The organism is Aggregatilinea sp. (genome assembly GCF_036822615.1).
Classification (GTDB): domain Bacteria; phylum Chloroflexota; class Anaerolineae; order Aggregatilineales; family Aggregatilineaceae; genus Aggregatilinea.
Map to the genome: position 1 here is coordinate 8,122 of NZ_DAISHJ010000072.1, position 5,194 is coordinate 13,315.

Genomic DNA, 5,194 nt, shown 5'->3' on the forward strand with positions numbered 1-5,194 from the left:
GGCACGCCGGTCGCCTTGACCTGCGCGATCACCCGCTGCGTATACGGCAGCACGTACGCGCGGTAATCGCCGGGGGCGAGCACGCCCGCCCAACTGTCGAAGACCTGCACCGTCTGCGCGCCCGCCTCGACCTGCGCCACGAGGTAGTCCGCGACGACCGTCGCCAGCTTATCCATCAGGCGCGCCCAGGCGTCCGGCTCGCTCAGCATGAACGACTTCACCTTGACGTGGTTCTTCGACCCGCCGCCCTCGATGGCGTAACTCGCCAGCGTAAACGGCGCGCCGGAAAAGCCGATCAGCGGGATGCGCCCGTCCAGCTCGCGCCGCGCCAGCCGGATCGCTTCCAGCGTGTACGGCAAATTCTCCTGCGCGGACGGCGTGCGCAGCGCGTCCACGTCGGCGGGGGTGCGGATCGCGTTGCCAAGCTGCGGCCCTTCGCCCTTTACGAATGCCAGATCCAGCCCCATGCCGATCAGGATCGGCAAAATGTCCGCGAAGATGATCGCCGCGTCCAGGTCGAAGGCGTTCACCGGCTGCATGGTGATCTCGCACGCCAGTTCCGGCGTGCGGATCACGTCCAGCATCGAGTGCTGTGCGCGCACCGCGCGGTATTCGGGCATGTAGCGCCCGGCCTGCCGCATCAACCAGATCGGAGTCGTGTCCACCGGCTCGCGGCGGCACGCCCGTAAGAATCGGTCGGACTGGTCCATCATTCCACCTCGCCGCGTGCGATGAACACCGTGCCGTCCTCGACCTTGACGCGGAACGTCTCGACCGAGCGCGGCGATGGCCCATCGATCACCTCGCCCGTTTCCAGCTTGAAGTGTGCCTCGTGCCACGGGCAGCGGACCGCAGGGCCATGCCCGTTCTCGCTGAGCGTGCCTTCGCACAGCGGCCCGCGCGCGTGGGGACAGCGGTTATTCAGCGCGTACAGCCCGCCGTTGGCGCGGAACAGCGCCACCTGCTGCGTGCCGTAGTACACCAGTTTGGACGATTCCGGCGCAAGCTCGTCTTCCTGCGCGACGGGCAGCCACCCGCCGACCTCGGTCACGTCCTCGTCCACCAGATCGCTGACGTGCGCCCCGCCGATCGAGTCCATCACCTCGCCCAGCGGCATCGCCAGGCAGATGTGCATCGGCGTATCGCGCAGGGTGTACATGCTGGCCTGCGTCAGCCGCAGGTCTGCCACCAGATCCACGAACTCGTGCGGATCGTCGCCCTCGAACGCAACCACGAACTCCTGATCGTCGATGCCGTAGGAGTAGGTCGTGTTCAGACGTACGTTCGGGTACTGCCGCCCGACGCGGATGTGTTCCGTCATCATCTCCTGGCGCTCCTCGCGGCTGAGGGCATACCACGCGCGCGTCTTGATGAACGGGTACACGAACAGGTACTTCGAGCCGCTCGGCTCGATGCGGATGCGCGCCTCGGCATCGACCTTCTCGCTGTCTTCGGGCAGGCTGATGTCGTAGATGCTGCGCTTCGTGCCCGATAGGAACGAGCGCGGCACGTCCAGAAACGGCCCCAGCGCCGTGTTGCGGATCGCCGTTTCCAGTTCTTGCACCGGCTCGACGTCTTCCGCCACGGTCCACAGCAAAAAGTCCACGTCCGAGCGCATCCCCACCAGCGTATACGACCGCAGCAGCATACGCCGGTTGAAGGTCCGCACCGTGTCGATCAAATCCAGCTTGGCCGCGCGCTGCTTTTCTTCGGGCAGGCGCAAAAAGGCCAGCGCGTCCAGCTTATAAAAGGTGTATTTCACCACCTGCCGTGTGGTTTTGTTTTCTTCCATGCCTCACTCTGCCTCCTTCAGCCAGCGCGCCGCGTCCTTGGCGTGGTACGTCAGAATCAGATCCGCGCCCGCCCGCCGGATGCCAGTCAGCGTTTCAAGCACGACGCGCGACTCGTCCAGCCAGCCGTTGCGCGCCGCCGCCTTGATCATCGCGTATTCGCCGCTGACGTTGTAGGCGGCCAGCGGCAGGTCGAAGCGATCCTTCACGCGCCGGATCACGTCCAGGTATGGCAGCGCGGGCTTGACCATCAGCATGTCCGCGCCCTCGTCCACGTCGAGCTGTGCCTCGCGCAGTGCCTCGCGCACGTTGGCGGGGTCCATCTGGTGCGTGCGCCGGTCGCCAAACGCGGGCGCGCTGTGCGCCGCCTCGCGGAACGGGCCGTAAAAGCCGCTCGCATATTTGACCGCATACGACAGGATGCTGACGTTTTGATAGCCGCCCCGGTCCAGCGCCGCGCGGATCGCGCCCACCATGCCGTCCATCATGCCGCTGGGTGCGACCATATCCGCCCCGGCCTGCGCGTGCGACAGCGCCACCGCGCCCAGCACGTCGAGCGTCTCGTCGTTGAGGATCTCCCCGTCGCGGATCAACCCGCAGTGCCCGTGATCGGTATATTCGCACATGCACACGTCGGTCATCACCAGCAGATCGGGGTTGGCGGCCTTCAGCGTGCGCACCGCCTGCTGCACGATCCCATCGTCCGCGAAATTCTCCGTGCCGGTCGGGTCTTTGTGGTCGGGCACGCCGAACAACATCACCGCCGGGATGCCCAACTCGGCCAAGGACTCCGCCTCGCGCGCGAGCTGGTCGATCGACTGGTTGTACACGCCCGGCATGGCCGAGATCTCGTCGAACACGCCGCTGCCGTGCACCACGAACAGCGGATAAATGAACTGGGAGGGGGCGAGCGTCGTTTCGCGCACCATCGCCCGCAGCGTGGGGGTCGTGCGCAGTCGCCGCAACCGCACGGTTGGGAATGTCATGCTTCCGAAGTCCTTTCAAACGCCTTTTCGAGTGCCACGATCAAGCCTTCAACCGTGTACGGATTGGCGACCACGTCCGGCTCCAGGCCGACTGCGCGCGCCGCGTCTGCCGACACGGGGCCAATGCACGCCACCAACGCCCCGCCCAATATTGCGCGGGGATCGTCGAACGATTCCACGAAGTGCTGCACCGTCGAGGGACTCGTGAATGTGATCGCGTCCACCGGCTGCGCCAGCAGCACCGGATCGATCTCCGGGCGCACGGTGTCGTACGCGACCACCGCGTCTACGCTTGCGCCCGCCTCGCGCAGCAGATCCGCCAGCACAGGCCGCGCACGGTTCGCCTGGGGCAGCAAAAGGCGCATCCCGTCGAGCGTCACATGCTCGTTCAGCGCCGCGAACAGCCCCTCCGCGACGTGCTCGCGCGGCACCAGCGCAGGCATCAGGCCGTGCGATTCCAGTGCGTTGGCCGTCGCCGGGCCGATCGCCGCGAACTGCATGCCAACCAGCGCCGCCGGATCGATCTTCAGCGCCCCGATCCGCCGGAACGTGAAATCGACCGCGTTCGCGCTGGTGAAGATCACCCAGTCATACCGGGGCAGCGCGCGCAGCGCCTCGTCGAGCGGCGCGCTGTCCTGCGGGGCGCGCGTCTCGATCAGCGGCAGCACCACCGGTTCCGCGCCCAGTGTCTTCAGCACGTTCGCAAACGTCTGCGCCTTGTGCGGCGGACGTGTGATCACAATGCGCTTGCCTGCCAGCGGAGAAATCATTCCGGCAGACCTCGCTTCACGGCATCCAGCAGCGCCGCCGCGCCCAGACTCAGCGCTTCGTCCGCCAGCCGCGCGCCAAGCGCGTCACCGCCGTCCCGCGCACGGTGATCGGCTGCACGCCGTCCAGGTCGCTCACGCGCCCCACCATGCGGATCTCGCCGTCGGCTAGCGTCGCATAGGCCGAGACGGGCAGGCGGCATCCCGCTTCCAGCCCGACCAGGAATGCGCGTTCCGCCGCGACCGCCAGCCGCGTCGCGCGGTGATCGAGCGCCGCCAGCAGGTCCCGCGTCGCCGCGTCGTCCGCGCGGCACTGCACCGCGATCGCACCTTGTCCCGGCGCGGGCAGCATAATCTCGTCCCGGTCGAGCACCTCACTGATCGCGTCCGCGCAGCCCGGCCACCGCCAGCACGATCGCGTCGTACGGCCCTTCGGGGTCGGCGGCTTTGCGCAGCCGCGTATCGACGTTGCCGCGCAGATCTTGCGTGCGCAGATCGGGCCGCGCCGCCAGAAGCTGCGCCCGCCGCCGCAGGCTGCTCGTGCCGATCGTCGCGCCCTCGGGCAGCGCCGCCAGCCCGTGCCCATCCCGGCTCACCAGCGCATCGAACGGCGCGGCGCGCGGCGGGATCGCCCCGATCACGAACGCCGGATCGATCTCGGTCGGCAGGTCCTTCAAACTGTGCACCGCCAGATCGATTGCGCCCGTCCGCAGCGCGTCTTCCAATTCCTGCGTGAACACGCCCTTGCCGCCGATCTCCGGCAGCGGGCGGTCGATCACGCGGTCGCCGGTCGTGGTCATGTGCACCAGGTTCACCGCCAGCGACGGGTACAGCGTGCGCAGCGTATCCCGCACGTAATGCGTCTGCCACAGCGCCAGCGCGCTGCGGCGCGTGCCGATCCGGATCGTCGTCAAAGGCTGCATCTAGGCCGTATCCTCCAGACCGAACAGGTCCCGCGCAATCGCGGCCAGCAGCATCGCTTCGTCGCCCGCCGCCTTAACCTTCAGATTATGGGTCAGTTGGTGCAGCATCTTGTTCATGAAGCGCTGGCTGAACTGGTCCACCAGCGCGCGGGCGTGCTCGTCGTCCGGCAGGCGGTGATAGACGCGTTCCAGTTCGGCCTGCCGCATCGCTTCCGCCCGCTCGCGCAGCTGGCGGATCGTGGGCGCAATCGCCCGCGCCGAGTGCTCCTGCGAGAACGCGGCCATCTCTTCCTCGATGATCTGCTCCACCTCCGGGACCGTTCGCTTGCGCCCCATCAGCGTCTGCTCGATCACCTGCTGCAAGTCGTCCAGGTCATACAGCAGCACGCCGGGGATCTGCGCGACGTTTTTTTCCACGTCGCGCGGCACGGCCAGATCCACCACGCACAGCGTCCGCCCGCCGCGCTGCGCCATCACCGGCTCGATATCCGCCGCCGCCAAAATCGTGAACGGCGCGTTCGAGGTGGTGAAGACCACGTCCGCGCGGGCCATCGCCTCGCCCAGCTCGGTGATCGGGCGGGCGCGCACCTGCCACAGTTCGGCCAGCCGTCGCGCCGTTTCGTACGTCCGGCTGACGATGGTGATCTGCGACAGGCCGCGCTGCGCCAGCGCCTTGACGATGGTCTGCCCCATCTCGCCCGCGCCGATGACCACGATCGACCGGTCTG

The 5,194-nt window shown here is 67.6% G+C and carries 4 protein-coding genes and 2 pseudogenes; all 6 read right to left on the reverse strand.

Translation table 11 applies throughout. From position 1 onward, the window contains the following. Positions 1–710: pseudogene (gene hemE, locus V7116_RS17305) on the reverse strand (uroporphyrinogen decarboxylase); the annotation flags it as partial. After that, positions 710–1,792, reverse strand: coding sequence for a nitrite reductase small subunit NirD (nirD, locus tag V7116_RS17310; RefSeq protein ID WP_324393214.1), 1,083 nt, complete (start codon positions 1,790–1,792; stop codon positions 710–712). The pseudogene hemE and the gene nirD, both read right to left, overlap by 1 nt. A gap of 3 nt (positions 1,793–1,795) precedes the next feature. Beyond that, complete coding sequence (hemB, locus tag V7116_RS17315; protein ID WP_324393215.1) at positions 1,796–2,776, reverse strand: porphobilinogen synthase; 981 nt, start codon at positions 2,774–2,776, stop codon at positions 1,796–1,798. Continuing rightward, entirely contained in the window at positions 2,773–3,546 is a 774-nt protein-coding gene (locus tag V7116_RS17320) for a uroporphyrinogen-III synthase (protein ID WP_324393216.1), read from the reverse strand. The genes hemB and V7116_RS17320 overlap by 4 nt, the downstream gene beginning before the upstream one ends. Next, positions 3,543–4,466: pseudogene (hemC, locus tag V7116_RS25850) on the reverse strand (hydroxymethylbilane synthase). Before hemC ends, V7116_RS17320 begins: the two are co-directional and overlap by 4 nt. Continuing rightward, positions 4,467–5,194 (reverse strand): glutamyl-tRNA reductase (locus V7116_RS17335; protein WP_324393217.1); only part of this gene is annotated, 728 nt, incomplete at its 5' end.